Raw genomic sequence first — 25,225 nt, forward strand, 5'->3', positions numbered from 1 at the left:
GTCAAAAGAACGCCAACAGTAAAAGACTCCGATGATGCCAATGACCCTCCCCGCCTTGCCCGCCAAAGCGGGCCAGAAGACAACGTTCGGCCAGCTGGTCGGCAGCAGCCTGGCTCTGGTTGCCGCCCGCCTCACCCGGGAAGCCCGAAGACCCGTCCTGCTGGTCACCGCCGATACCCCGAGCGCCCTGCGCCTTGAACAGGAACTGGGGTTCCTGCTGGCGGATCAGGATTGCCCGGTGCTGCTGTTCCCGGACTGGGAGACCCTGCCCTACGACAGCTTCTCTCCCCACCAGGACATCATCTCCCAGCGCCTCGAGACCCTCTACCAGTTGCCGCAGATGCGCCACGGCGTGCTCATCGTGCCCATCTCCACCCTGATGCTGCGCACGGCGCCCCAGGCTTATCTCGACAAATACAGCCTGATGGTCACAAGCGGCCAGCGCCTCAACCTGCAGCAGCTGCGCGGGCGTCTGGCGGAGGCGGGCTACGTGGCGGTGGAACAGGTGCTGGAGCACGGCGAATTCGCCGCCCGCGGCTCCCTGCTGGATCTCTTCCCCATGGGAAGCAGCCGCCCCTATCGCATTGATTTTTTTGACGACGAGGTGGACTCCATCCGCCCGTTCGACCCCGAGACCCAGCGCTCCAGCGAGCCGGTGAAGTCGGTGAGCCTCCTGCCCGCCCGGGAATTTCCCACCGACGAGGGGGCCATCGAGCTGTTTCGTGGCCAGTATCGCGAACAATTCGAGATCTCCCGCGCCGAGGGCTCCGTCTATCAGGAGGTGAGCAAGGGGCGCTGGCCCGCCGGCATCGAATACTACCTGCCGCTCTTCTTCCAGCAGACTGCCAGCCTGTTTGATTACCTGCCCGAAAACACCCTGCTGCTCACCGTGGGGGAGATCTACCCCGCGGCCCAGCGCTTCTGGAACGACATCGGCCAGCGCTATGAAGACAGACGCTGGGACAACACCCGTCCCCTGCTGCCGCCCCAGCAGATCTATCTGCCGGTGGAGCAGCTCTTCGCCGCCCTCGGGGACTATGGCGCCGTGCGTCTGCAGGAGGCGACCGTTGACGGCGGAGCGGGTCAGCACGATCTGCCCCTCGCCCCCCTGCCGGATCTGCAGCTCGACCACAGCAAGGAGCAACCCCTGCTGGCCCTTGACGGCTTCCTGCAAGGCTTTACCGGGCGCACCCTGTTTGCGGTGGAGTCCGAGGGGCGGCGCGAGGGGCTCGGGGATCTGCTCGCACGGATCAACCTGCAACCCCGGGAGTTTGCATCCCTCGACGCCTTCCTGGTGAGCGATGCGCGCCACGGGCTGCTGGTCTGTCCCCTGGAGCGGGGCTTCCTGCTGCAAGAGCCCGGCCAGACGCCCCTTGCCCTCATCACCGAAGCCGAGCTGCTCGGCGGCAAGATCCGCAGCAAGCGCCAGCGGGATAAGAGCAAGAACTTAAGCTCCGATGCGGTGATCCGAAACCTGGGCGAGCTGACCCAGGGCCAGCCGGTGGTGCACCTGGATCACGGGGTCGGTCGCTACCTGGGGCTCGAGACCATAGACGCAGGCGGCCTGCCCACCGAGTTTCTGACCCTGGAATACGCCGGCGGCGACAAGCTGTTCGTGCCGGTCACCAGTTTGCACCTGATCAGCCGCTACACCGGCTCGGACAACCCGCCCAGCCACAAGCTCGGCGGCGAGGCCTGGGTCAAGGCGCGGCGCAAGGCGGCGGAAAAGGTGCGGGACGTGGCGGCCGAGCTGCTGGATGTCTATGCCATGCGGGCAGCCCGTCACGGCTTTGCCTTCAAACACGACCGGGAGGCCTACAGCCAGTTTGCCGCGAGCTTCCCGTTCGAGGAGACCGAGGATCAGCTCAATGCCATCAACGCTGTGCTCGGCGACATGTGCCAGGCCAAGAGCATGGACCGCCTGGTGTGCGGCGACGTGGGCTTTGGCAAGACCGAAGTGGCGATGCGGGCGGCCTTTGTGGCCGTGCACGGCGGCAAGCAGGTGGCCGTGCTGGTGCCCACCACCCTCCTGGCCCAGCAACACTACGACAACTTCCGCGACCGATTCGCCAACTGGCCGGTGCGGGTGGAAGTGCTGAGCCGCTTCCGCTCCGCCAAGGAGCAGAGCGCCGTGATGAAGGAGATGGCCGAGGGCAAGGTGGACATCATCATCGGCACCCACAAACTGCTCGGCGCCGAGCTCACCTTCAAGGATCTGGGCCTGCTCATCGTCGACGAGGAGCACCGCTTCGGGGTGCGCCAGAAGGAGAAGATCAAGGCGCTGCGCGCCGACGTGGATATCCTCACCCTCACCGCGACCCCCATTCCCCGCACCCTCAACATGGCCATGTCCGGCATGCGGGATCTCTCCATCATCGCTACCCCGCCCGCCAAGCGGCTCGCCATCAAGACCTTCGTGCGCCAGCACGAACCTGCGGTGGTGCGCGAGGCGGTACTGCGGGAATTGAAGCGTGGCGGCCAGGTCTACTACCTGCACAACGACGTGGAGAGCATCGAGAAGTGCGCCGCCGATCTTGCCGAGCTGGTGCCGGAGGCGCGCATCGGCATCGCCCACGGCCAGATGCGCGAGCGGGAGCTCGAGCGGGTGATGTCGGACTTCTACCACCAGCGCTTCAACCTGCTGGTGTGCACCACCATCATCGAGACCGGCATCGACGTGCCGAGCGCCAACACCATCATCATGGACCGGGCGGATCATCTCGGTCTGGCCCAGTTGCACCAGCTGCGGGGCCGGGTCGGTCGCTCCCACCACCAGGCCTATGCCTACCTGCTCACCCCCCATCCCAAGCTGATGACCAAGGATGCGGCCAAGCGGCTGGAGGCCATCGCGTCGCTGGAAGATCTCGGCGCCGGCTTTGCGCTCGCCACCCACGATCTGGAGATCCGGGGCGCGGGCGAGCTGCTGGGCGACGATCAGAGCGGCCAGATCGAATCGGTGGGCTTCACCCTCTACATGGAGATGCTGGAGCAAGCGGTGGAGGCGCTCAAACATGGCAAGGAACCGTCGCTGGAGCAGCTCATGAGCCAGCATACCGAGGTGGAGCTGCGCCTGCCCGCCTTGCTCCCGGAAGACTACATCCCGGACGTCAACATGCGCCTCTCCATGTACAAGCGCATCGCCAGTGCCGCCGACGAGCAGGAGCTGCGGGAGCTCAAAGTGGAGCTCATCGATCGCTTCGGTCTCTTGCCGGAGCCGACCAAGACGCTGATGGAGCTGGCCGCCTTCCGCCAGCGCGCCACGGCGCTGGGCATTCGCCGGGTGGAGATGAGCGAGCGCGGCGGCTATCTGGACTTTACCCAGGAAACCCGCGTCAACCCGGCCTATCTGGTCAAGCTGCTCTCAGAGCAGCCGCGCATCTACAAGATGGACGGACCGACCCGGCTGCGCTTCCAGGTGCCGACCCAGGACAGGGCCATGCGCCTCAAACTGGTGGACGGCCTGCTGGCAGATCTCGCCCGCCATGCCACCCCCTGAGGGGAAGCATGACGTCAGCAGGGCGCGACCTGCCGCCTACAACAACGGGAGCCCCAGGGCTCCCGTTTCGTTGCAGGCAAGGGGCGGCATCTCGCCCCCGGCCCGCCTTCTTGCCTCCCGATGCCTCGGTTCGCCCTTCTGGCAGCACCATTTTGCCGCCAAACCCATCCACCAATGCGATACATCGAGTCATCACCCATCTAAAAAACAGATGGATGTGGGGATGATCGTGGGCAAAAAACGGGTTCAACGCGCCTCGATAGCCCCGCAGATGGCCCGTGCCGTATTTATCCCGCCCACGTATCCAGACCAGATATCCAGGCCAGGCATCCCGGCAAGGGGGCCACCAGCCATTGCACCGCGACCGCCGAGGCGCCGCGTCAGTCCGTCAGTCCGTCAGTCCGTCAGTCCGTCAGCCCGTCAGCCCATCAGCCCGTCAGCCCGTCAGCCCGTCAGCCCGTCAGCCCGTCAGCCCGTCAGCATATCAACCTGGCTACACCCGCCTGCACGCCAATAAAAACGGGAGCCTTGACGGCTCCCGTGACGAAGGGACGCTGGCCCGGGCTTAGCCCTGGTTGGCCGGATCCTCGTGGGCGGAGAACTCCCGCATGAAGGCCTCGGCCCGCTCCACCATCCTGGTGGACCCGACGAAGTAGGGGGTCCGCTGGTGCAGAGCGGTAGGCTGGATGTCCATGATGCGGCCAAAGCCATCGGACGCCTTGCCACCGGCCTGCTCCACCAGGAAGGCCATGGGGTTGCACTCATAGAGCAGGCGCAGCTTGCCGTTCGGAGAGTTGGTGCCGGACGGGTAGATGTAGATGCCCCCCTTGAGCAGGTTGCGGTGGAAATCCGACACCAGGGAACCGATGTAGCGGGAGGTATAGGGCCTGTGAGTCGCCTCGTCACGCTCCTGGCAGTATTTCAGGTACTTCTTCACCCCGTCCGGGAACTTGATGTAGTTGCCCTCGTTGATGGAGTAGATCTTGCCCTCCTCCGGAATGCGGATGTTCTCGTGGGAGAGGCAGAAGCAGCCGATGGAGGGGTCATAGGTGAAGCCGTTGACCCCAAAGCCGGTGGTGTAGACCAGCATGGTGGAGGAGCCGTAGACCACGTAGCCCGCCGCGACCTGACGGTGACCCGGCTGCAGGAAGTCCTCCAGAGTGACCCCGGCGCCCGGTTTGCTGACCCGGCGGTAGATGGAGAAGATGGTCCCGACCGAGACGTTGACGTCGATGTTGGAGGAACCGTCGAGGGGGTCTATCAGCACCACGTACTTGGAGTGACGAGAGAGCTCGGAATCGAAGGAGACGAAGTCCTCCTCCTCCTCAGAGGCCATGCCGCACACCTCGCCACGGGCCTCCAGCGCCGCCTTGAAGCGCTCGTTGGCATAGACGTCCAGCTTCTGCTGCACCTCGCCCTGCACGTTTTCGGCGCCGATGGAACCGATGATGTCCGCCAGACCCGCCTTGTTGATCTCCCGGTTCACCACCTTGGCGGCCAGGCGGATGGAGCTGAGCAAGGAGGTCAGCTCGCCGGTCGCGGTCGGGTAGTCCGCCTGCTTTTTGACGATGAACTCGCCCATGGTGATCATGTTTCGCATTCTTGTTCCTTTAAGATCGTTTCCGTTGGCCATTGAAAACGTTTGCAAGTGTCGGCAAAAAAAGTGCCGATCCCCGGCAGCGTTGTTTTGTAACCCAATGTAACGCCTGTTTTTTGTTTTTGCAGCGAATTAAGCCGTTCTTTAAATCGCCAGAAAACCGCGCCACCACGGGCTTTCGGCGTGAAAAAAGGGTGCCATCCGGCATCTTTTGGGAGGTTAATTCGTGACAAGAATGCATCCGGGCCGACGCGGCTGCCCGCCTTGCTCCCCCTGGCGCCCGGCAATGTTGCGCCAGAGGCGCCCCTCTTGAGATCTCCCCCCCAATCCCGCACACTGGCTGCGCTTTGGAAGCAAAAAAACATAAGGATATTCAATGAAAAAGTCGCTTATCGCCGGGGCGGTTGCCGCTCTGCTCACCCTCCCCGTCCTCGCTGCCCAGGTGCCTGAAGGCACCCAGCTTCTGCCAGCCGCCCAGCAAGTGTTCGTGCGCAACATCGGCACCGAGCCTGCCTCCATCGATCCCCAGATGGTGGAAGAGAGCGCGGGCAGCGACGTCGTCAACGATCTGTTCGAGGGGCTCTATACCCTGGATGGCAACGGCAAGCTGCAGGCGGCGGGCGCCCTTGGCTACGAGCTCGATGCCACGGGCACCGTCTACACCTTCAAGCTCAGACCCGATGCCAAATGGTCCAACGGCGAGCCGGTGACGGCGGCAGACTACGTCTATGGCTGGCAGCGGGCGGCGGATCCCAAGAACGCCTCCAACTACGCCTGGTTCATCGAGCTGACCGGCGTCGCCAATGCCAGCGACGTGGTGCAGGGCAAGCAGAGCCCGGATGCCCTGGGGATCAAGGCGCTCGATGACTACACCCTGCAGATCACCCTGAAAAACCCGGTCCCCTTCTTCCTCAAGACCCTCTCCCACTACACCACCTTCCCGGCGCCCAAGGCCACCATCGAGAAGTTCGGTCATGAGTGGGTCAAACCGGCCAACATCGTCTCCAACGGCGCCTTCGCCCTCAAGGAGTGGACCCCGAACGAGCGCCTCATCGCCGAGCGCAATCCCCACTACTGGGACAACGAGCACACCGTGCTCAACAAGGTGATCTATCTGGAGATCGTCTCCGATACCGCGGCCTACAACCGCTATCGTGCGAGCGAGCTGCACTACACCACCTATCCCCTGGAGCAGTATCAGCAGATCAAGCGCCAGAGTCCGGAGGAGCTGGTGAGCGCCCCCATGCTCGCCACCTACTACTACGTCTTCAACACCCAGCGCAAACCCTTTGACGACGTCAGGGTACGCAAGGCACTCTCCCTTGCCATCGACCGGGACACCATCACGGAGAAGATCCTGGGACAGGGGCAGCTCTCCGCCTTCAGCCTGACCCCGCCGAGCGTGGACGGCTTCGAGCTCAAACGCCCCGCCAGCGAGCTGATGAGCAAGGAAGAGCGCATCAAGCAGGCCAAGGCGCTGCTCGGCGAGGCGGGTTACGGCCCGGACAAGCCGCTGACGGTGGACATCCTCTACAACACCAACGAGGGGCACAAGAAGATAGCGCTCGCCATCTCCTCCATGTGGAAGCACAACCTGGGGGTCAAGGCGGAGCTCAACAACATGGAGTGGAAGACCATGGTGTCGGCCCTGAACGAGGGTGACTTCGGGGTGAGCCGCTACTCATGGAACGGAGACTACAACGATGCCTCCACCTTCCTCGACATCATGACCTCCAGCAGCAGCGCCAACAGCGGCAAGTGGTTCAACAAGGAGTACGACGCCCTCCTGGCCAAGGCCCATGACGCCAAGGATCCGGCCGAGCGCAACCGCCTCTATCAGCAGGCCGAGGTGCTGATCGACGAGGAAGCCCCCATCGCCCCTGTCTACTTCTACGTGAAGTCACGGCTGCTCAAACCCAACGTCCAGGGCTACCCCTACCAGAACCCGCAAGACCTGGTCTATGCCAAGGATCTCTATCTGACGGCGCAGTGACGCTGGGCACCGAACCAAAAAGACCGCCTCGAGAGCGGTCTTTTTTTATCCTACTTCTCCTGACAGCCCGCCACCGCGAGCCGGGCGCGTCTTCGCACCGTCACGGGCCTCACCAGCAACTGCGCCAGCAACACCCCCATCAGGGTCATGCCGCCACCGATGAGGTGATAGCTGGTGAGCCGCTCCCCGAGCCAGCTGATGGCAAGAGCGGCCGTCATGACCGGCAACAGGTTCATGAAGATGGCGGTGCGGCTCGCCCCGAGCAGGGCAATGCCCTGCATCCAGAGCCAGGGCGAGAGGGCCGAGGTCGGGATCCCCGCATAGAGGATGAGCCAGAGGGCGCTGCCATCGGGCCAGTGCCCGTCCACCAGCAGATAGAAGGGGGTGAGGAACAGGAGGCTGCACAGCACCTGACCGTAGAGCATGGACCAGTTGTCCAGCCCCAGATCCCAGCGCTTGAGCAGCACGCTGTAGAGCGCATAGGTGGCCGCCGAGAGCAGCATGTAGACGGAACCGATATGGATGCCCTGGGTCAGCAGCCGGACCGGATCCCCCTGCCCCAACAAAATCGCCAGCCCCAGAATGGAGATGGCGCCTCCCAGCAGCGCCCCCCAGGTGGGCCGCTCGCGCAGCAACCAGATGCTGAGCAGCACTGTCATCAAGGGGGTCAGCCCCATCATCAGGCCAATCTCGGTGGCCCCTAGGGTCTGGGCCGCGTAATAGCCAAAGGTCTGGTTCAAGACCATGCCGAGCAGGGCCAGCACCGCCAGCTTCGAGAAACCGGCCCGCAGCTTGCGGCGCTCGCGCCAGGCCCGGTGAGCAAGAAACGGGGTCAGCACCAGGGCCGCCACCATCCAGCGCGACCAGGCGAGCGCCGCAGGAGACAACACCCCGACCGCCAGCTTGCTGACGATGCCATTGCCGGCCCAGATGGCCATGCAGGAGAAGGGAAACAGGAAGGCAAGGGGCATTGCGATATCCAGAATAAAAAGGCGGGTATTGCGCGCGAGTATAGAGAGGCAATCAGGATAAGCAAGCCTGCCAACGCAGGAAGAAGCGCCATGACGCGAACGGTTGGCGCCGCGCCCAGGCTCCATCAACAATCATGCCCGCACAGGGGCGGGCATGAGGGGGACCAGGGTCAGCCTGAGGCGCCTCAGGCGGCATCCATGTGGAGCCTTGAAATCAGTTCATTGACCTCGAGCACCGTCTGGCGATGGGGAATGTCGGCTTGCAATGGCATCATCAGCAAGCCCGACTGGAAATCGAAGCGCCCCCTGCCGTGGATGTAAATCCGCCCCTTGAAGAAGGTTTTGACATGTTTTGCCACCATCAGTGGCAGGTACTTCTTGAACACTCTCATCGTTTGCAACCTCTTGAAGTTGTATCCGTATGACAGCAGCTTATGCGAAATAATTCCGTTAAATTTATATAAAAAACCGGAAAATTCGACTCTCTCTTCCCCAAAAAACCAAACTGTAACTTATTATTAACTTTTACCGTATTGTATGCGGTCCTTCCAACCAGAGCAAGACTCCTTTGCCATCTTGCCATTCGATGCAGGCCAGCCCGGACGTCGCGAACATGGGGGCCCCTGCCGCCGGGCAGAGACTCTGGACCAGATACCCCACCAGCGGCAGGTGGCTGACCATCAGGATGTTGTCATGCTCCGCCGCCAGCTCCGTGAGGTAGCTCGCCACGAAAGCCGGGTCCCCATAGGGGGTGATGTCGCCGCTCTCCTCGACCTTGAGGGCCTTGGGCAACTCGGGGGCGATGGCCTGCCAGGTCTGTCTGGCACGCAGGTAGTTGCTGTGGATCACCAGGTTCAGGGAGCCTGCCAATTGGGGAGCCAGCCAGCCCGCCATGTGGATGGACTCTTCGATGCCTTGCTCGGTCAGTGGACGCTGTTCATCAGTCTTTGCGTTCATGCCAGCCTGGCCATGACGCATGATGTAGATTTTCATTACAACCTCGCCCAGGGGGCCTGTTTAAATAGCGGGGGAATCTTACCCCGCCATGCCGGGGGAAACAATTGCGCCACCTCTCAGAAAAGGGTTTGCCTCGCAAGATAGCGGGGTCGATAATCATGTTTAAATTCAAATAAATTCACCGCGAGCCCCTCCCCAATGAGCCCATATGCCAGTCCCAATGACCATCGGCGGTATCACTATCTGGAGCTGGCAAACCGGCTCAGGGTCTTGCTGATCTGTGATCCCGAGACCGACAAATCCGCCGCCTCCCTGGCGGTGAATACCGGCCACTTCGACGATCCAGCCGATCGCCAGGGCATGGCCCATTTCCTCGAGCATATGCTGTTTCTCGGTACCCGCACCTACCCCAAACCCGGTGAGTACCAGCAATTCATGAGCCGTCACGGGGGCAGCAACAACGCCTGGACTGGCACCGAGTTCACCAACTTCTTCTTCGACATCGACAACGGCTTCTTCGAGGCGGGGCTCGACCGGTTCTCCCAGTTCTTCATCTGCCCCACCTTTGCACCGGAGTGGGTCGACAAGGAGCGCAACGCGGTGGACTCCGAGTACCGCCTCAAGCTGCAGGACGATGTGCGCCGCAGCTACCAGGTGCACAAGGAGACGGTCAATCCGGACCACCCCTTCTCCAAATTCTCGGTGGGTAACCTCGACACCCTGGCGGATCTCCCCGGCCGGGATCTGCGCTCGGACCTCATTGCGTTCTACGAAACCCACTACAGTGCGGATCGCATGGCGCTGGTCATGCTTTCACCGGCACCCATCGAGACCCAGCTGGCCTGGTGTGATCGCTTCTTTGGTGCCATTCCGGATCGCCGCCTCGGCCCTCCGGTACTGAGCCATCCTCTCTACCGACTCGATGATCTCGGCATTCGCATCCAGCTGACCCCGGTCAAGGAGACCCGCAAGCTGGCGCTGACCTTCCCGCTGCCGTGCGTGGATGCGTATTACGACAAAAAACCCCTCACCTTCCTGAGCCACCTCATCGGCTATGAGGGGGAAGGCAGCCTGCTCTCTCTGCTCAAGGGGCGAGGCTGGGTCAATCAGCTCGCCGCCGGCGGCGGCATCAGCGGCGCCAACTTCAAGGACTTTGGCGTGAGCTTTGGCCTCACCCCCCTTGGGCTTGAGCATGTGGACGAGATCATCGCCGCCCTGTTTGGCTATCTGAAGCTCATCGAGCGGGACGGGGTGCAGGCCTGGCGCTATGAGGAGAAGCGCAGCGTGCTGGAGTCCGCCTTCCGCTTCCAGGAGCGTGGCCGGGCCCTCGACACCGTCTCCGGCCTCGTGCTCAACCTGTTCAGCTATGGGCCGGACGATCTGCTCTACGGCGATTACATGATGCGCGAGTTCGATGAGCCGCTGATCCGGCGCTTCCTCGCCAAGCTGACCCCCCACAATCTGCGAGTGACCATCCAGGCCCCGGAAGTGAGCACGGATCGCCTCGCCCGCTGGTACCAGACACCCTACAGCGTCCAGATCATCAGCGAGGCCGAGAAGATCCGCTGGCAGCAGAGTGAACCGGATCCCGCCCTGCACCTGCCGGCGCCCAACCCCTTCATCAGCACCCGCCTCGACGCCCGTCTACCGGCACTGCCCGCCGACATGCCGTCCTGCCTCATCGACAGGCCCGGTTTCCGGCTCTGGCACCTGCACGAGCATCAGTTCAGCGTGCCCAAGGGCAGCCTTTACATCTCCGTCGACAGCGAACATGCGGTCAAGAGCCCCCGTCACATCGCCATGGCGCGTCTGGCCGTGGAGCTGCTCACGGATCACCTCAACGCCCTCACCTACCCGGCGGAGCTCGCGGGCCTTGGCTACCAGATTTATGCCCATCAGGGGGGCTTTACCATCAACCTCAGCGGTTTTGCCGACAAGCAACCGCTGCTGCTCGACATGATCCTCGGCAACCGCACCCTGGGGTATCCGGATCCGGCCCGCTTTAGCGAGATCAAGGAGCAGCTTATCCGCAACTGGGAGAACCAGGCCAAGACCCGCCCCATCTCCCAGTTGTTCAACCAGCTCACCAGTTTGCTGCAACCCAACAACCCGCCCTTCGAGCAGCTGTTGCGCCACCTGCGCACCGTCGAACTCGGGGAGATGCCTGGCTTCGTCTCCGAGCTCTTTGCCAGGGTGCATCTGGAGGCCCTGGTACACGGAGACTGGACGGCCGCCGAGGCCCTCGAACTCGCGGCCCTGCTGGAGCGCCACCTCGGTGCCAACAGCCAGCCCAGCGCCGAGACCCGCCGCCCCCTCATCTCCATCCAGGACAGAGGTACCCTCATTCGCGAACAGGGGTGCGATCACGAGGACTCGGCGCTGCTGGTCTACTACCAGTCGCGCACCACCCGGGCGCGGGATCTCGCCTGCTTTACCCTGGCGAACCACATCATGTCCTCTACCTTCTTTCACGAGCTGCGCACCCGCCAGCAACTGGGGTATGTGGTGGGCGCCGGCAACCTGCCTCTCAATCGCCATCCGGGGCTGATCTTCTATATCCAGTCGCCGGTGGCGGGACCGCAGATCCTGCTCGATGCGGTGGAGGAGTTTATCGACCTCTTCCCGCTCGCCATGCTCGAATTTACCGAGCAACAGTGGCAAGAGAGCAAGGCGGGGCTGCAAGCCCAGTTGAGCGAGCGGGATGCCAACCTGCGCAGCCGCGGCCAGCGGCTCTGGGTCAGCATCGGCAACAAGGATCTGGGGTTTGATCAGCGGGAACGGGTCTGCGACGAGGTGGGCAAGTTGAGCCGCGCCGATCTGGTGCGCTTTATCACCCAGCTGCGATCGCGCACCTCCGATCGGCTGATCCTCTGCAGCTATGGTCAGGGGCACGAACATGACGAGCGGATCACCGGCCAGTTTATCGACGATCCACGGGCATTTCGGCTCAACGCCGCCACCTTCGAAGGCTGACCTCCCCTGTTGGCAACGCGCAGGCAATAAAAAGCCGACCCTGTGGGGTCGGCTGGAAAAACCATAATCAATTGCGACCAGAGCCGCCAAAAGTGAACATGAGCGTGAAAATCAGACACTGGGTTGATGTTCGACCGGCGTTCAAACCAGAGCTCATCGGTCGGCACCAGCAGTGATTGAGAAACAGCCTCATCTTAGGCATTTCCCTGATTTTCCACGTTGATCTATGTCAAAGGAGGTAAAACAAGCGCCACTTCCCTCGTTGGCAGCGGCCTCGCGCCCTCCTCAGCCCCGGCGGATAAGCCGGTAAGCCACCTCGTCGAAATAGGAGAGCTGCCCCGAGAGCACCCTGGGGTGATCCAGCTCAGCCCCCCGGCCCAGCACCTCGACACCAAAGTCGCGCTCAAACAGGGTGCGCACCTCCATCTCCCCCACCGAGAACGGCGGCTGTAGCTGCTGCTCGGGCTGATACTCGAGGGTCACCAGCAACACCTGCCCTCCCGCCTCCACCAGGCGGCTCATCAGGGCGGCATACTGGCGGCGCATGGCGCCCGGCAAGGCGATGAGGGCCGCCCTGTCATAGACCAGGCGATAACGCTGACCAAGCTCCGGAGCGGCGAAGAAGTCCCCCTGATAGATGCGCAGATCCTCGTGCCGGTGGCACTGATAGGGACCCACCTCGCTTCTCTCTGCACTCAGGTTGTTCTCGTCAAAAAACTGGGTAATGGCGAGCTCGGAGAGCTCGAAGCCATCCACCGGATGCCCCTGCTCACGCAGCCAGAGCATGTCCCGGGACTTGCCGCAAAGGGGCACCAGCACGGGGTCGCTCCCTTGCTGGGCCGACCACCAGGATTGCAGCCAGCGGTTGAAATCTGCCTGATGAAAGCCAATCCGGTTCTCTTTCCACTTCTGGTGCCAAAATGCCGCTTCCATCATCTTCCTCTCGTCATCTGCAATGGTGCATCACTATCACAACTTCACCGAAGTGGCGCAAGCCCCATGATCCCGCCCCTGTGCAAGAGAACGCCCACGATGGGCAGGCCTCAGGCCACGACCCCAGGCAGGCTTGTCGCCATCGCTGCCAGCCGGGTCAGGATCTGCGCGAAGGTGGGTCGCCGGGAAGGCACCTCAAAGCCGCACTCTCTGGCCAGTCGATGAAGGGGGTCAAGGTCGGCGTCGCCCCCATTACAGCGCGCCAGCAGCTCGGCCAGCAGGCAGCCAAAGGCCCGCACTTCCAGGCGCTCCAGCCGCCCGGCCAGCACCTCATCGGCGCGGTCGTAACAGGAGGCGGCACCAAAGTCCCCGAGCAGCACCCGGCCCGGCGCCTCCTGCGACGAGTGAGGCATCGCGGGCTGCAAGGAGTACAGCAGGTTGTGTGCGTAGAGATCGCCGTGGAGGATGCCCCGCTCGTGCAGGTGCCGGGCGGCCGCAGCCACCCCCTGCACCATGGCCATCACCTGGGCCGGGGTGAAGTTCAGATCCTCCCCATAGACATCCCGGGTGCAGGAGTCCAGGCTCGGGGGGCCCGCCAGGGTGGCGAAGGCGGGGTTTATCAGGGGCATCACCAGTGCCGGGATGCCGGAGGGATGATCGCTCACTCTCCCCATCACACCGACCAGGTTTGGATGACGACCGGCGGCCAGGGACGCAGTCATCTCGCTCAGGGGCAAGCCATCGCTGGTGACGGCCCCCTTGAAGAGCTTGACCGCCACCGCCCCGGGCCCTTCGGCACCCGCCCACTCGGCGCGATAGATGACGCCGGATGCTCCCTCCCCGAGCACATCCCCCAGTGAGAGCGCCTGCCAGGGGATCTCGGTAGTGAGCTCCGATGTGCCGTTCAGACACGCCTGCTCATCACAGAATGGGTTGCCCGCAAAGGCCAGCCAGGACAGACGCGGCATCGAGGGCAGCCAGCTCGGCAGCGCTGGCAGGCGGTTGGCGGCGATGCGCAAAAGCTCCAAACGGTGGCAACCGGCAAGCGTCTCGGGAAGCTCATGTAGCCGGTTGCCAGAGAGCATCAGCTTTTGCAGGGCGTCACACTGCCCCAGCTCGTCCGGCAGTCGTTCAATGGCATTGTCGGTCAGGATCAACCAGCGCAATCTGGCGGGCAGGGAGGTGGCCGGGACGGTCGCGATGCGGTTGGCCTTGAAGCCCACCATGGTGAGCGCAGGGCAGCGCCCCAACACCTCGGACAGTTCGGTGAAGTTGTTCTCGGAGCAGAAGAGGATGCGCAGCTTCTTGCATTCGGCCAGCGCGTCAGGCAACTCGCTCAGCTGGTTGCCGGTGAGATCCAGCACCTCCAGGGTCTCCTTGAGGCTCAGGATCTCGGGAGGGAACACCGCGAGGTTTTCAGCAAGTTTGAGGTGGCGGGCGCCGCAGAGTTCGCCTGCGCGAAGCTGTTCCAGGGTATGCATGGGATCGTCTCTATCAACATTCGGGCTTGCGGTGGCTCACTGCGGGACACTCCCCCCAGACCACAAAGGAGGGGCATTATAGGGAATGACGGCCAAAGATGGCCGATTTTCTTGCAACGCCTTCTCTTGCAAAGGCCCCCCATCGCCACACTCCCGCTCTCCGTTGCCATGGACCATTCCGGTCGCGCGCTTGGGTGGTTGATCATTTGATTGGCGCCATATAGTATGGCGCCATACAAAGTCATTCGAGACTCACCATCATGATCACGCTGGAACAGAAACACCTCGCCCTGCTCGAGGATGCAGAGCGCCGCGGACACGCGGACACCCAAAACATGCGCGTCTGCTTTGAGGTGTTGACCCTCGCCGCTGCCATCGATCAGGCGTGCGCGGCGCGCCTGGCCCCTCACCGCCTCTCCGAAGGCAAGTTCGTGCTGCTGTTTTTGCTGCGCGACCTGCCAGAAGGGTTGGCTCCCCACGAGCTTGCCGACAAGGCGGGGGTCACACGGGCCACCATCACCGGCCTGCTCGACGGGCTGCAACGGGACGGCCTGTTGGCTCGCCACAGCGACAGCCAGGACAGGCGAAAGATCTCGGTGCGCCTGACAGAGCAGGGCCAGGCCCTGGCGCAGCACCTGCTCGATGAGCACAGCCAGTGGATAGGCTCCCTGTTTGCCGGGTTCGATCAGGCAGAGCGGGAAACCCTGAGCGCCCTGCTCAAGCGGGCCTGGCTCAATGTCATCTCATCCCGGGCAGGCTGCACTGAGGCCGCCACAGAGGAGCACCCATGACACGCAGCCGCATCACGGATATCGCCCCCTCACGCCTCGCCCAGCTCAACCGGGGAGAGGCTGAGGCAAGCAACCTGACCGAATGCCTAGCGGTGGATTTTGCCGCCCTGATGCAGTGCACCCTGCCTTCGCTCGGGCCCCAGGCGCTGGCATCGATGCACGCCGCATCCGGGGAGGGCATTACCCGGCGCATGGCACTGGCCGCCAGGCTGCTCCTGGCCGAGAACGGCACGAGGGATCTTGCGGCGCTCAGCCGTCATCCCTCCGATACCGTGCGGGGCTGGGCCTGTTTCATGGTGGGCGCGAGCGAGGGACTGTCGCTCAGCGACCGCCTGGCCCTCATTCGCCCCCTCGCCGATGACCCGCACTTTGGGGTGCGCGAGTGGGCCTGGCTCGCAATGCGAACGACCATTGCTGCGCAGCTGGAGGCGGCCATTGCCGCCCTGGTGCCCTTGACGGCGGAGCCGTCCGAGCGGCTGCGACGCTTTGCCAGCGAAGCGACCCGGCCCCGCGGCGTCTGGTGTACCCATCTTGCGTCCCTGCGACAAGCGCCGGAGCAGGCCCTGATGCTGCTCGAGCCCCTCAAGGCCGATCCCGCCCTCTATGTGCAGGACTCCGTTGCCAACTGGCTGAACGATGCGAGCAAAGACAGGCCACAGTGGGTCACTGACCTCTGCGCGCGCTGGTCTCGCGAAAGCCCCAGTCCCGCGACAACCCGGATTTGTCAACGCGCCTTGCGCACCTTGCGCAAGGGCCAACTCCCGAAGGAACCCCTATGACCCACTATCTGACAGAGCTCTACACCCCCACTCCCGCCTGGCTGGCATTGAGCCAGACGGCTCGTCAGCAGTTCTTCGAGGCCATTGGCACAGGCATGGCCAACCTCGCCGCCCTCGGGGTGGAGCCCATCGCCCTGGGCGAGACCGATGCTGCCACCCTCCATGGTGCGCCCCACCCCTTCTTCGCCATCTGGCGCGGGCCGGATGCCGCAGCCATCGAGGCCCTCGTCCAGGGGATAGCCGCATCGGGCTGGCACGACTACTTCGAGACGGTCAACGCCACCGGCGCCGGGGTCTCTCTGGGCGAGCACCTTGCACAGTTGGCCGCCCTGCCCTGCGCCGCTACATCCAGCCCCGCCCTGGCCTGATAACCCCTAAAAGAGCGTTATCCCACCAGGCTTTGCGTCAGTGCTGCCGACACCGGTGGCACTGTTTTCCATGCACTGCCCTTGCAAACCCAGGTCACCACCACCTGGGAAAGCGGCGCCACAGCCCCGCTCCCTTCCCACTTCCTTCCCACTCCCTTCAAAAAACGCTGATATCTCCTGATGCCGTGATGAGCCATCGCGATGGCACAAGTGAGCAAGATCCGGGTCGTCGTGACAAAGGTTCGCCGCCATAGTGCTTTCAAACCAACAGAGGTGAAAAGACGCCATAAGGCGTCTTTCTTATTGCTGGTTGTTAGAGCAAACCGGTTAGGCGATCTCCCCCTCCCCGCAACCCACCCAGATCGGGGTGATGGAGGTGATATGAGCCGACCCATCCAGGGATTGGAAGATCTGCACCATGGCTTCCCCGTGGAGCGGGTTGGGCAGCGGCACCGTGGTTTTGCATTTGAAACGGTAACTGGTGCGCCTGCTATCACTTGGGGGGATTTTGAAGAAGTGTTTGATGCTGGACACAGTGGCACTTACCTTTCTGGGCATAACACTCGTGGATGGCCTTCAGAGGCTATGCAGCAAAGCCTTTCCCCTGCCCGGAGAAACCACAGCCTGCCGCCTTGTGTGGATGCGATAGATGAGGCTCTGCCTATCGACTCGGGCACTTACCATGACAACGTTGGCAACAGGGCCTCTATCCCCTTCGCCAGGAGCAAAATTTTCTCGCAAACGATTGGAAAAAGAAAAGGCGCCTCAAGGGCGCCTTTTTGACAGTTTTGCGTGATCTCAGGGAGAGGCGTTAACCGCTTATTCCCATTCGATAGTGGCAGGCGGCTTGCCGGAGACGTCGTACACCACGCGGGAGATGCCGTTGATCTCGTTGATGATGCGGTTCGACACGTGGCCGAGGAAGTCGTACGGCAGGTGAGCCCAGTGGGCGGTCATGAAGTCGATGGTCTCGACGGCGCGAAGCGCAATGACCCAGTCGTACTTGCGGCCATCGCCCATGACGCCGACGGAGCGCACCGGCAGGAAGACGGCGAACGCCTGGCTGACCTGGTTGTAGAGGTCGGCCTTGCGCAGCTCTTCGATGAAGATGGCGTCAGCCTTGCGCAGCAGGTCGCAGTACTCTTTCTTCACTTCGCCAAGCACGCGCACGCCCAGGCCTGGACCCGGGAAGGGGTGACGGTAGAGCATGTCGTAGGGCAGGCCGAGTTCGAGGCCGACACGGCGCACTTCGTCCTTGAACAGCTCGCGCAGCGGCTCCACCAGACCCATCTTCATCTCTTCCGGCAGGCCGCCGACGTTGTGGTGGGACTTGATGACGTGGGCCTTGCCGGTCTTGCTGGCAGCGGATTCGATGACGTCCGGGTAGATGGTGCCCTGGGCCAGCCACTTGGCGTTCTTGAGCTTCTTGGACTCGTCGTCGAACACGTCCACGAAGACGCGGCCTATGGTCTTGCGCTTGGCTTCCGGCTCGTCGATCCCCGCGAGGGCGGAGAGGAAGCGCTCTTCGGCGTCGACCTTGATGATGTTCAGGCCGAGGTGATCGCCGAACATGTCCATCACCTGCTGGCCTTCATTCAGACGCAGCAGGCCGTTGTCGACGAAGACGCAGGTGAGGCGATCGCCGATGGCGCGGTGCACCAGCATGGCGACCACGGAGGAGTCCACGCCGCCGGAGAGGCCCAGGATCACCTCGTCGTCACCCACCAGCTCGCGAATGCGGGCGACGGCGTCGTCGATGATGGTGGCCGGGGTCCACAGGCACTCGCAGCCGCAGATGTCCTTGACGAAGTGCTCCAGCATGCGGGCACCCTGACGGGTGTGGGTCACTTCCGGGTGGAACTGCACGCCGTAGAAGCGCTTGGCTTCGTCGGCCATGGCGGCGTGGGGGCAGGTCGCGGTCTGGGCGATGGTGGTGAAGCCGGCGGGGATCTCGGTGACCTTGTCGCCGTGGCTCATCCAGACATCCAGCAGGGCATTGCCGTTGTCGGCAATGGCGTCTTCGATGTTGCGCAGCAGCGCACTGGCCTTGCCGGACTGGCCCAGCACTTCGACCTGGGCATAGCCGAATTCACGCAGGTTGGAGGACTGCACCTTGCCGCCGAGCTGCTCGGACATAGTCTGCATGCCGTAGCAGATGCCGAACACCGGCACGCCGGCGTTGAACACGTACTCGGGGGCGCGCGGGCTGCCCGCCTCGGTCACGGATTCCGGGCCGCCGGAGAGGATGATGCCGCTCGGGTTGAACTCGCGGATCTGCTCTTCGGTTACGTCCCAGGCCCACAGTTCGCAGTAGACGCCGATCTCGCGCACGCGGCGGGCGATGAGCTGGGTGTACTGGGAACCGAAGTCGAGGATGAGGATACGGTGGGCGTGAATGTCTTTAGTCATTTTATTCCTGCATCAGGCTGATGTTGTCACAAAAAGCACGGGATAAAAAAAGGGTGGAAAAACGGGGCGCAGAGCCCCGTTTCATCAGCCCATCCGGTAGTTGGGGGCTTCTTTGGTAATGGTCACGTCGTGAACGTGGGACTCTTTCATCCCGGCGCCCGAGATGCGCACGAACTCGGCCTTGGTGCGCATGTCGTCGATGGTCGCGCTGCCGGTCAGACCCATGGAGGAGCGCAGGCCGCCCATCTGCTGGTGGATGATCTCTTTGAGGCGGCCCTTGTACGGCACGCGCCCTTCGATCCCTTCCGGCACCAGCTTGTCGGCGGCGTTGTCGGTCTGGAAGTAACGGTCGCTGGAGCCCTTGGACATGGCACCCAGAGAGCCCATGCCGCGGTAGGACTTGAAGGAGCGGCCCTGATAGAGCTCGATCTCGCCCGGCGCCTCTTCGGTACCGGCGAACATGGAGCCCACCATGACGCAGCTTGCGCCCGCGGCGATGGCCTTGGCCACGTCGCCGGAGAAGCGGATGCCGCCATCGGCAATCACCGGCACGCCGGTGCCTTCCAGAGCGTCAACGGCGTCGGAGATGGCGGTGATCTGGGGCACGCCCACGCCGGTCACGATACGGGTAGTACAGATGGAGCCCGGGCCGATACCGACCTTGACGGCGTTGACACCCGCTTCCACCAGCGCCTTGGCGCCAGCGGCAGTGGCGACGTTGCCGCCGATGATTTGCAGGTCAGGATAGGCTTCACGGGTCGCCTTGATGCGATCCAGCACGCCCTGGGAGTGGCCGTGGGAGGAGTCAATCAGCAGCACGTCCACACCGGCTTCCACCAGGGCGGCGACGCGCTCTTCGTTGCCTGCACCGGCACCGACGGCGGCACCGACCCGCAGACGGCCACGCTCGTCTTTACAGGCGTTGGGCTTGCGCTCGGCTTTCTGGAAGTCCTTCACGGTGATCATGCCCTTGAGCTTGAAGTCGCCGTTGACCACCAGCACCTTCTCGATGCGGTGCTTTTGCATCAGGGCCACCACCTCTTCACGAGGGGCCCCTTCACGCACGGTCACCAGACGATCTTTCTGGGTCATGATCTGTTCGACGGTCTGGGAGAGATCGATGACGAAGCGCACGTCACGGCCGGTGATGATGCCCACCAGCTGGTTGCCGTCAGTCACCACGGGGTAACCGGCGAAACCGTTCTTGTGGCTCAGCTCCTTGATCTGGGCGATGGTCATGTCAGGGCGCACGGTAACGGGGTCGCTGACCACGCCGCTCTCGTACTTCTTGACCTTGCGCACTTCGGCAGCCTGCTGCTCGATGGACATGTTCTTGTGAATGAAGCCGATACCGCCTTCCTGGGCCAGTGCGATAGCCAGACGGGCTTCGGTCACTGTGTCCATGGCAGCGGAGATCATCGGAATATTCAGCGTGATCGCAGACGTGAGCTTGGTACGCAGGTCGGCGGTATTGGGGAGAACAGTGGAGTGGGCTGGAACCAACAGTACATCGTCGAAGGTCAGCGCTTCTTTGGCAATCCTGAGCATGGCAATATCTCACCGTTGAGGAGTGGGGGTGTAAAATATTGCCGACAAATTTTACTCATGCATTGGCCGGTGGTAAAGAAGTTTTTTGAATTTTTTATGGCGTAGCCCGATTTAACGCCACCAACAGGGCAAAAAACCAATAAATTCAGCCGTAACCATGCCGTTTTTCCCGACAAGATGATCTTTTTTGCCGTTGAGCCCCTTTCTGCCGCCAGTCTCCCGGAACGGCCTTTTTTCCACTCACAGCCGTCAGCCAGACCGGCGGTCAGTTCCCCTGATAGCGGCCCGGCTTGTGCCAGTTCATCAGCATGGCGTTCATGGCCAGCGCACTCAGGGTTGACCAGAGCAGCAGGGGAAGCGGCAGGGTGAGCAGAGAGAGCGCAAACACCAGCACATCCAGCACCATCTGGCTCTTTCCTGCATTGATGCCGGTGCGCCGTTGCAGCCAGAGCGTCACCACGCCGGTGCCCCCCACGGAGGCATTGTGGCGCGCCAGAGACAAGACCCCCATGCCGAGGAAGGTTCCCCCCACCAGGGCGGCAAACAGGGGATGGACATAGCTCACCGTCAGCAGCAGCGGCACCGCCTGGGTGGCCGCCGAGAGGGCGAGGTTGACGATCAGCGTCTTGAGGGTGAAGGCGCGCCCCATGGTGACGTAGCAGAACACCATGAAGGGCAGGTTCACCAGGAAGAAGAGCACGCCGATGGGCAGGGTGCTGACATGGACGATCAGCAGGGCGATGCCCGCGATGCCGCCGGTGATCATGCCGGAACACTTGAGCAGATTGAGCCCCACGGCGATAAACATGACCCCGAGCACCATGCCGTAGACATCGTCCTTGAGGGTATGGGCCAGCCCCCTGCCCGCGGCCGCTGGCTGCATGGTCATTTCACCTTCCATATGACTCCTTAGATCCGATTTGATGGTGGCATCCGTTGCCCGACAACCAGGCCGCATTGGGGCTGATGGCGGCGACCCATTCACCTTGCCGTCCCAACCCCCAATCTTGCGCTCCCCCGCCCCCTGATGTCGCCATCATGGGGATGACAAGGCACAGCAAAAAGAGCGCCAATCAAAACAAGAGTCCGCGATACCATAAATAATCGGATTTAAATTCTGATAAATACGCAATGTGCAGACCGAATGCACTACTTCAGTGATCGGCCATCATGGTGGCGCAGCATGTTTACCCGAGTCACCGAGAAAGGCCTCGTGGTATCCCCTTCACAGTCCGGTTTTTCGGCAGATCATGTCGATACGATGCCGCTTTTCAGCATGGATGATGCCTGTCATGGGGTAAGCCCGAGGGCTATACGGCGTGTTTCTTCGGGGCGGGCTCCAGGGGCGGATGTGGATGGATCGCACCAATAAAGTGCAATTGCACCAATATAGATCAACCGAGTGGCACAGTTTGCCTTGCACCGCGGCGCAAAGGCGACATGGGCACCGCTTTGCTAACTGCCATGAGCACTGCAATATGCAGAGCATGGAGTGACTCAGGCGGCGGATGCACCACTCCCCTTCCCTCTAGCCCCCTGCCCATGAGCGTGCTGGTCGCGAGTCCACAGGTCTGCCCATCCATCAACCCCTCCGCAGCCAGAGCCCCATCAGGATGGGGCATCCATTCAGGCATAGGCAGAAGGCAGAATAAAAAAGTCGGCCCGAAGGCCGACTCGCTGCACCTTGTGACAGAGCTTCCTTACTTGAGGTATTTGCCGTCCGCGCCCACCTTGCCCGGGCCGTTCAGTACCCAGACCCGCGCCGAATAGGCGGGCACCGCAAAGCTCAGGCTGCCGTTGCTGACGCTCTGGCTCGCACCGGTTACCGCGTCCGTGTAGGTGCCGTTCTTCAGGCCACTCAGGTTTATCTGCTGGGCCGAGTTGGCCGCAAGGCCCACGGCGGCGTAGCTCCCTTGGGCGCTCAGATCACGCACGAAGCTGATGCCGCTCCCCCACTCGTTCACCTGGCTCATGGGCGCTTTTTGCAGGGCGGGCACCGCCTTGCGGATCTGGTTCAGGCGCTTGATGTGCTGATAGAGCGGGTGGCTCGGGGTGGCGGGGTTGTCCAGCACATCTCCGTAGTAGGCACGACCGGTCTGATCCACCGTCATGGTGGCCCCGTCGATGTCCTGGGGCTTGCCCGCCTGGAACATCACCTCCTCCCCGTAGTAGAGGGTCGGGATCCCCCGCGCCGTCCAGAGCAGGTTGTAGGTCATGGCCGCATTGCCCTCTTCCCCGCCGTAGCGGTACTTGAAGTCGTTGTCCGGCCCCACGTCGTGATTCTGGAAGAAGGTGATGAGCTTGGTGGCATCCCCATAAACCCAGTCCATGGCGAAAATCCCCCCTACCCCGCCAAAGTTCCCCCGGGTGACGTTGTCACGGAAGGTGGAGAACAGCGAGAAGTCCAGCACCGAGAGGCCGGAATCGCCCCCTGCACGGGGATTGGCCGGGTTCGGCGTGGTGCGGGTATACCACCAGGGGCGGATCACCGCCGAGGCATTGTCATTGGCCAGCTCAGAGCCCCAGCCGGTGCCCTTGACCAGGTTTTCGCCAAAAACGAACAGCCCCGGCTTGTGGGCCTGCCAGTCGTGGACATAGGTCAGCAGTTCGTCCCGCTCGATGTGCTTCAAGGTATCGATACGAATTGCATCCACTCCCATGTCGAGGTACTGACGAATGGCGCCGTTAAGGTAGTCCTTGACGTTCTGGTTGCCGGTGGCGAGATCGATGCAGTCCCCCGCCATGTGCTTGCGCTGCAGGGCAAGCGGGCTCTCCCAGTCACCGCCGGACATGAAACCGTCCAGGTGATACCAGGCGGGATCCAGGGTCTGGGCGTCGATGCCGAAGAAGCGGTTGGGGTTGTAGCCTGCGCTCGGCACGGTGGCGCCGGTCTTGGGGTCTACCAGGGGCTGGGTGCCCGCCGGATCGGACTGGCAGCGGGCCTTGTACCAGTCGGGAGCCGCCGGGTTGTCGTCGTCACAGCGGTTGGCACTGGCGTAGTCCCCGAGATTGCCCTGATAGGGACCATTGTTGATGAGTCCCTGGCTCGACCCCGCTGGTACGTAGTATTTGACGGGCAGGCGATCGATCCAGGTCTTGCCGCGCAGACCGTACTGGCTCGAGTGGTTGAGCACCACGTCCTGGATCACCTTGAGCCCCTTGGCGTGGGCCGCCTGGATGAACTCCCGGTAACCCGCCCCCGGCGACTCCAGACGGGGATCGACCCGGTAGAAGTCGTAGGCATGGTAGCCGTGGTAGTCGAGGCCGGAGCGGTTCTCCACCGGCGGCGTCACCCAGATGGCGGTGAAGCCGAGATCCTTGATGTAGTCGAGCTTGGCGATCAAACCCTTGAAGTCGCCACGCCACTGGGGATCCCCCGCCTTGTAGCGATCCCGGTTGTAGTAGTTGTTGCTGGCATCGCCATCATAGAAGCGGGCAGTCAGCAGGAAGTAGATGCTCTCGGCACGAAAATCGCCGCTCGCCACCCCCTGCTCGCCGATACGGTACTCGAAGCGCTGCTCGCGCTGATTACCGCTGGCGTCGATGGCAAGGGTGCGGATCACCAGATCGGTGCCGCTCCCCTTGTCACTCGCCACCAGGGGCTGGCCTGCATAGCGGGCCGATGCCGTGGTGGGCTGGCTGCCGTCCGTCGTGAAATGCACGGCGGGGGCGCTGTCCTGATCGTCGCTCACTCCCAGGGTGATGGACTGGCTGTCCACATAACTCCCCGGGGACGGGGTGGCCGTCACCGTGGGGGCCTGCAGATCGGCCCCGGCCAGGGTCTCCACCTCGATGGCCTTGCGCAGGCTGTCAAAGCAGATGCGATAACTGGTGTTGGCGCTGACCAGGTAATCCTGGGCCGGATACGCCTCGGTCCAGTCCCCCTTGTGGTCAATCTTGAAGCGGGGGTTGTTGCTGCCAAAGGCCTGCTCGGTGCAGAAGGTGGTGCCATCCTCACTGGTCATGGGGGTGAGCCCCCAGTTGTTGGCCGTGCCCCGGAAGTACCAGCTGTCGCTGCTCTGTCCTGCCCCGACCACCACGCTCACGCTGCTGCTGCCCTTGGCGCCCTGATCGTCGGTGACCGTGAGGCCATAGGTGAAGGTGCCGGTCTGGGTGGTGTTGACGACGATGCTCTCCGTGGTCTCGCCGCTGCTCCACAGATAGCTCGCGATCTGGCCGTCGGGATCCGTGGAGTCGCTGCCGCTCAAGGTGAGCGACGCCCCCTGGGTCACGTTCACCGTCCCCCCCGGGGTGATGACCGCGAGCGGCGGCTGGTTGTCATCCCCAAGGGGGGTGATGCTGTAGGCCAGGGTCTGATCGTTGACCTGGATGCGCACCGTGCCCACGGCGCTCCAGAAGATGTCGCCGCCACTTTTCTCCAGCACGCCGTCGCCGTTGCTGTCGCCAAAGTTGACGGCCCAGTCCCCAGCCTGATCAAACTTGAGGCGCTGGCTCGCCTTGCCATCCAGGTAGGCTTCCACCTGCCACAGGTGATCCCCTACCAGGGTCATGGGGAGGCTGGCCCAGCCGTTGAAGGTGCCGCGCACGTTGAGCTGCGGCAAGGTGCTGGCAAACCCCGAGGCCTCGCAACTGGCCACCGCCGTCGCGCTCACCGCCTGGGTGCTGGCGTTGATGCGGATCTGGTACGCCGTGTTGACATTGACCCCGTAGTCGGCCGCCGGGTAGCTCTGCTGCCAGTTGCCGTACCTGTCTATCTTGAAGCGCGGGCCGCCGCTGGCATCCCCGCTCACGAAGCGCTGACAGGTATCAAAATTGACGCCGTCCGTCGACGTCATGGCGGTCGCCGCCCATCCATTCGCGGTGCCCCGGAAGAACCACTCCGCCGCCGTGCTCGGCGCCGTGATCAGGGTTCCCAACAATCCGGCCGCGAGTATCCATCTAGCCATTGATAGTCCTTTATTTTCATTG

Annotated in this window: 18 protein-coding genes; 7 read left to right on the forward strand and 11 right to left on the reverse strand. The window is 62.8% G+C overall.

Translation table 11 applies throughout. The features are described 5' to 3' along the window. Window positions 1–31: 31 nt before the first annotated feature. A complete protein-coding gene (mfd, locus tag MUW49_RS03960; protein WP_244812421.1) occupies window positions 32–3,496 on the forward strand; it encodes a transcription-repair coupling factor in 3,465 nt (1,154 codons plus the stop codon). Window positions 3,497–4,061: 565 nt separating this feature from the next. Here the strand turns inward: mfd and fbp are convergent. Together fbp and MUW49_RS03970 are read right to left on the reverse strand one after the other, a co-directional pair. After that, window positions 4,062–5,096 carry a class 1 fructose-bisphosphatase gene (fbp, locus tag MUW49_RS03965; RefSeq protein ID WP_029314452.1) on the reverse strand — a complete coding sequence of 345 codons (1,035 nt, stop codon included), beginning with the start codon at window positions 5,094–5,096 and terminating at the stop codon, window positions 4,062–4,064. Beyond that, window positions 5,084–5,326 (reverse strand): hypothetical protein, encoded by a 243-nt coding sequence (locus MUW49_RS03970; RefSeq protein ID WP_244812422.1) that lies wholly within the window; start codon window positions 5,324–5,326, stop codon window positions 5,084–5,086. The genes fbp and MUW49_RS03970 overlap by 13 nt, the downstream gene beginning before the upstream one ends. A gap of 143 nt (window positions 5,327–5,469) precedes the next feature. Between MUW49_RS03970 and MUW49_RS03975 the strand changes: the two genes are divergently transcribed. Then, window positions 5,470–7,086, forward strand: coding sequence for a peptide ABC transporter substrate-binding protein (locus MUW49_RS03975; RefSeq protein ID WP_244812423.1), 1,617 nt, complete (start codon window positions 5,470–5,472; stop codon window positions 7,084–7,086). 50 nt (window positions 7,087–7,136) lie between these two features. Here the strand turns inward: MUW49_RS03975 and MUW49_RS03980 are convergent, their stop codons facing one another. The 3 genes from MUW49_RS03980 to sixA form a co-directional block, all read right to left on the reverse strand. Continuing rightward, complete coding sequence (locus tag MUW49_RS03980) at window positions 7,137–8,057, reverse strand: DMT family transporter (RefSeq protein ID WP_042016089.1); 921 nt, start codon at window positions 8,055–8,057, stop codon at window positions 7,137–7,139. A 185-nt stretch (window positions 8,058–8,242) separates the two neighbouring features. Then, a complete protein-coding gene (locus MUW49_RS03985) occupies window positions 8,243–8,449 on the reverse strand; it encodes a DUF1107 domain-containing protein (protein ID WP_005324080.1) in 207 nt (68 codons plus the stop codon). A 133-nt stretch (window positions 8,450–8,582) separates the two neighbouring features. After that, window positions 8,583–9,050 carry a phosphohistidine phosphatase SixA gene (gene sixA, locus MUW49_RS03990; RefSeq protein WP_201894138.1) on the reverse strand — a complete coding sequence of 156 codons (468 nt, stop codon included), beginning with the start codon at window positions 9,048–9,050 and terminating at the stop codon, window positions 8,583–8,585. A gap of 162 nt (window positions 9,051–9,212) precedes the next feature. Between sixA and MUW49_RS03995 the strand changes: the two genes are divergently transcribed. After that, complete coding sequence (locus MUW49_RS03995; protein ID WP_244812424.1) at window positions 9,213–11,987, forward strand: insulinase family protein; 2,775 nt, start codon at window positions 9,213–9,215, stop codon at window positions 11,985–11,987. A gap of 285 nt (window positions 11,988–12,272) precedes the next feature. Here MUW49_RS03995 and MUW49_RS04000 read toward each other — a convergent pair whose 3' ends face one another. Together MUW49_RS04000 and MUW49_RS04005 are read right to left on the reverse strand one after the other, a co-directional pair. Then, window positions 12,273–12,920: a thiopurine S-methyltransferase gene (locus MUW49_RS04000; protein ID WP_010674558.1), complete on the reverse strand. Its 648-nt coding sequence runs from the start codon at window positions 12,918–12,920 to the stop codon at window positions 12,273–12,275. Window positions 12,921–13,030: 110 nt separating this feature from the next. Then, on the reverse strand, window positions 13,031–14,401 hold the full coding sequence (locus tag MUW49_RS04005) for a leucine-rich repeat-containing protein kinase family protein (RefSeq protein ID WP_244812425.1): 1,371 nt from the start codon (window positions 14,399–14,401) through the stop codon (window positions 13,031–13,033). A gap of 260 nt (window positions 14,402–14,661) precedes the next feature. Here MUW49_RS04005 and MUW49_RS04010 point away from each other — a divergent pair, with 260 nt between their 5' ends. The 4 genes from MUW49_RS04010 (at window position 14,662) to MUW49_RS04025 (ending at window position 17,122) form a co-directional block, all read left to right on the forward strand. Further along, window positions 14,662–15,192: a MarR family transcriptional regulator gene (locus MUW49_RS04010; protein ID WP_052814499.1), complete on the forward strand. Its 531-nt coding sequence runs from the start codon at window positions 14,662–14,664 to the stop codon at window positions 15,190–15,192. Then, a complete protein-coding gene (locus MUW49_RS04015) occupies window positions 15,189–15,971 on the forward strand; it encodes a HEAT repeat domain-containing protein (RefSeq protein WP_052814498.1) in 783 nt (260 codons plus the stop codon). The genes MUW49_RS04010 and MUW49_RS04015 overlap by 4 nt, the downstream gene beginning before the upstream one ends. Continuing rightward, the gene (locus tag MUW49_RS04020; protein ID WP_045524762.1) at window positions 15,968–16,339 is read left to right on the forward strand and encodes a DUF6616 family protein; all 372 of its coding nucleotides are present in this window, start codon (window positions 15,968–15,970) and stop codon (window positions 16,337–16,339) included. The genes MUW49_RS04015 and MUW49_RS04020 overlap by 4 nt, the downstream gene beginning before the upstream one ends. Window positions 16,340–16,720: 381 nt before the next feature. Then, a complete protein-coding gene (locus MUW49_RS04025; RefSeq protein ID WP_162231286.1) occupies window positions 16,721–17,122 on the forward strand; it encodes a hypothetical protein in 402 nt (133 codons plus the stop codon). 36 nt (window positions 17,123–17,158) lie between these two features. Here the strand turns inward: MUW49_RS04025 and guaA are convergent, their stop codons facing one another. From guaA to MUW49_RS04045, 4 genes are all read right to left on the reverse strand, one after another. Beyond that, window positions 17,159–18,748, reverse strand: a complete 1,590-nt coding sequence (gene guaA / locus MUW49_RS04030) for a glutamine-hydrolyzing GMP synthase (RefSeq protein WP_244812426.1) — start codon at window positions 18,746–18,748, stop codon at window positions 17,159–17,161. 84 nt (window positions 18,749–18,832) lie between these two features. After that, the gene (gene guaB, locus MUW49_RS04035) at window positions 18,833–20,296 is read right to left on the reverse strand and encodes an IMP dehydrogenase (RefSeq protein WP_010674549.1); all 1,464 of its coding nucleotides are present in this window, start codon (window positions 20,294–20,296) and stop codon (window positions 18,833–18,835) included. Between the two features lie 265 nt (window positions 20,297–20,561). After that, window positions 20,562–21,197 carry a YitT family protein gene (locus MUW49_RS04040; protein ID WP_223952423.1) on the reverse strand — a complete coding sequence of 212 codons (636 nt, stop codon included), beginning with the start codon at window positions 21,195–21,197 and terminating at the stop codon, window positions 20,562–20,564. 799 nt (window positions 21,198–21,996) lie between these two features. Then, window positions 21,997–25,203: an alpha-amylase family glycosyl hydrolase gene (locus MUW49_RS04045; RefSeq protein WP_223952425.1), complete on the reverse strand. Its 3,207-nt coding sequence runs from the start codon at window positions 25,201–25,203 to the stop codon at window positions 21,997–21,999. Window positions 25,204–25,225: the final 22 nt, after the last annotated feature.

The organism is Aeromonas sp. LsrichE-8G (assembly GCF_022869435.1).
Classification (GTDB): Bacteria; Pseudomonadota; Gammaproteobacteria; order Enterobacterales; family Aeromonadaceae; genus Aeromonas; species Aeromonas caviae.